Raw genomic sequence first — 3,543 nt, forward strand, 5'->3', positions numbered from 1 at the left:
ACCTTACTTTTGTACTTTAACCATGAGGCATGATAGAAAATAACGAACTAGCTATGAATTTAGAAAGCCGGTTATCATTCGAAGAGTTCCGCAAGGAAGTGCTTAATGATTACAGGTTGGCCTGCGAAAGCAGGGAAGTAAGTCTGCTGGCCCGTAAGGAAGTGCTTACAGGTAAGGCGAAGTTTGGCATTTTTGGAGACGGAAAAGAAGTGGCGCAGATAGCGATGTCAAAATACTTTCAGCCAGGAGATTTCCGTTCCGGTTATTACCGCGACCAAACTGTTGCATTTGCCACTGGTATTGCCACTCCCGAACAATTCTTTTCGCAGTTATATGCAGATCCCGATCTGAAAAATGATCCTTTTTCAGGTGGGCGACAGATGAACTCCCACTATGCTACTCCTAATCTTGATCAGGACGGCAACTGGCTTCCGCTGGCGCAAATGAAAAACTCTGCAGCTGATATAGCCCCAACGGCAGCGCAAATGCCCCGCGCACTGGGCCTCGCTTTTGCCTCTAAAATGTTCCGTGAAGTAGAAGCCCTGCATCCATATAAAGATCTTTCCAACAACGGTAACGAAATTTGTTTCGCTACTATCGGTGACGCCTCTACGTCGGAAGGCCATTTCTGGGAAACTATGAATGCCGCCGGTGTTTTGCAGGTGCCACTCGCCGTTTTCGTTTGGGATGATGGCTACGGTATTTCCGTACCCCGTAAATACCAGACCACCAAAGGATCTATCAGCGCAGCGCTGGAAGGCTTCCGGAAAACGGAAGAATCCAATGGGTTTGATATTTATAATGTAAAGGGCTGGGATTATGCCGGCATGTGTGAAGTGTTTGAGGCGGCTATCCGCAAGATCCGTGAAACGCACATCCCTGCACTGTTTCATGTGGAAGAGATCACACAACCACAGGGCCACTCCACCAGTGGTTCGCACGAACGGTACAAAAGCAAGGAACGTCTTGCCTGGGAACGGGAGTTTGATTGTAATGTGAAGATGCGTTCCTGGATCATCGAAAACGCTTTGTGTGATGAAGAAACCCTGCTGGCCGTTGAAGCGGAAGCTAAAGTAAAAGCGCAGGCGGCCCGCAAAGCAGCCTGGGAAAAATATATTACACCCATCAAAGAACAGGTGCAGTTGTTTGCAGCACTGGCAGCACCGGTAGCTGATATTGCCGGCGCTGATGCCGGTATAGTGAACACGTATATCCGCGATCTCCGGAATAACCGCGAGCCGCTTCGCCGCGATATCCTGAAGGCCAGCGCTATGATCCTGCTGAAAAACAGGCACCTGAAATCAGAAGCGGCTGTACAGGCTTTACAGCAATATTATGATGCTTACCTGGCAGAAGAAAAAAAAGTGTACAATACGCTGTTACATGCCACCGGCGTTAACTCTGCCCTGAATGTACCGGTAGTACCGCCTGCATATGAAGCAAACAGCATCACTGTAAACGGATACGAAATACTGAATAAATATTTTGATCAGCTGTTCACCAACAACGACCGCGTATTTGCCTTCGGCGAAGACGTGGGAAAAATTGGTGATGTGAACCAGGGCTTTGCAGGATTACAGCAAAAGCATGGAAAAACACGTATAGCCGATACCGGTATACGTGAACTAACCATCATGGGACAAGGCATAGGGCTGGCATTGCGCGGCCTGCGTCCCATTGCTGAAATTCAATACCTGGATTACCTCCTGTACGGCCTGCAACCACTCAGCGATGATGTGGCTTCCCTGCAATACCGCACCAAAGGGATTATGCACTGCCCGCTGATAGTACGCACCCGCGGCCATCGCCTGGAAGGCATCTGGCACAGCGGCTCCCCCATGGGCATGATCATCAACTCCCTGCGTGGTATGCATGTATGCGTACCTCGTAACATGGTACAGGCTGCCGGTATGTATAACACATTGTTACAGGCCAACGAACCTGCGCTGGTAATAGAATCACTGAACGGTTACCGTCTGAAGGAAAAATTACCGGCTAACCTGGGAACTTATACCGTGCCGTTGGGCATCCCGGAAATACTGCATGAAGGAACAGATGTAACTATTGTTACCTATGGTTCCATGACCCGCATCGTAGAGGAAGCCATGGTAACACTGGCGGAAACAGGTGTCTCCTGCGAACTCATTGATGTGCAAACCTTGCTGCCTTTCGATATTCACCACAGTGTTGTGAAATCGCTGCAGAAAACGAACCGCATCCTTTTTATAGATGAAGACGTGCCTGGTGGCGGAACTGCATATATGTTCCAGGAAGTAATTGAAAAACAGGGCGGCTACCGCTGGCTGGACGTTGCTCCACGCACCATGAGCGCACAGGCGCACCGGCCGGCATACGGCTCCGACGGAGACTATTTCTCCAAGCCCAATACAGAGGATGTAGTAAAAGTAATTATGGAGATGATGCAGGAATAGTTGCACACTTTTAAATCATACAAAGGCCGGTATCCTCAACAGGTGCCGGCTTTTCCTTTAATAGGCGAAGCCACCATAACAGCGTTTTATCTGCTGGATGGTGGCTTCTTAAATTAAGCAGTTTGCAGGCTTAGAGGTATATCGTGCTATTATGGCGCAGCAAAGGTCACCTGATTTTTTCGATGCAGGAAGAGATGCGACCGGAGTTAATGATTATTTCATCTATAACGTATCTTGTTTTATAAAACGAAGCACATGAAAAACATCGTAGTACTGGACGGACATACCCTGAACCCCGGGGATCTCGACTGGAGCGCACTGCAGGCATTAGGCAACGTAACATTCTACGACCGTACACCTGAGCACGAAGTAGCGGCAAGGTCAAAGGATGCGCATATTATACTAACCAATAAAGCCGTTGTAAGCGGGGAAACCATCCGGCAGCTGCAACAGCTGGAATATATTGGTGTAACCGCTACAGGCTTTAACATAGTGGATATACAGGAAGCGAGGAACCGGCATATCCCGGTATCAAATGTGCCTGCCTACAGTACCACATCTGTTGCACAGCTAACTTTTGCGCTGATCCTTGAATTGTGCCATCACACCGGTTTGCATGCAGAGAGCGTACGGGCAGGGGAGTGGAGCAGCAGTATTGACTTCAGTTACTGGAAAACACCGCTCACAGAGCTGGCCGGCAGTACGCTGGGAATTGTGGGACTGGGACAGATAGGGCAGGCGGTGGCCCGCATTGCACTGGCATTTGGCATGAAGGTAATTGCCAATCATAAACATCCGGAAAGGGATGCCATGCCAGGTGTTGATTTTGTAGACCTGGCCACCTGTTTCCGCGAAGCGGATATTGTTTCGCTGCATTGCCCGCTGAATCCTGCTAATAAAGAATTTGTAAATGCGGAGCTGCTGGCTACTATGAAAAAGAATGCTTTCCTGGTAAATACCAGTCGCGGCCCCTTGATCCGGGAGGCGGATCTGGCAGCTGCCCTGGAGAAGGGAGTTATTGCCGGTGCTGCATTGGATGTATTATCCACAGAGCCGCCACCAGCCGGGAATCCTTTGATCACTGCGCCTAATACCATTATCACCCCTCATA

Annotated in this window: 2 protein-coding genes; both read left to right on the forward strand. The window is 49.4% G+C overall.

Annotation, left to right across the window (positions count from 1 at the left end):
• The first annotated feature begins 53 nt into the window (after positions 1-53).
• Positions 54-2,432, forward strand: a complete 2,379-nt coding sequence (locus VN105_RS04145; RefSeq protein ID WP_325638219.1) for an alpha-ketoacid dehydrogenase subunit alpha/beta — start codon at positions 54-56, stop codon at positions 2,430-2,432.
• Between the two features lie 255 nt (positions 2,433-2,687).
• Positions 2,688-3,543 (forward strand): D-2-hydroxyacid dehydrogenase (locus tag VN105_RS04150; protein WP_325638221.1); only part of this gene is annotated, 856 nt, incomplete at its 3' end.

The sequence above is a fragment of the Chitinophaga sp. genome (genome assembly GCF_035564935.1).
Lineage (GTDB): Bacteria > Bacteroidota > Bacteroidia > Chitinophagales > Chitinophagaceae > Chitinophaga.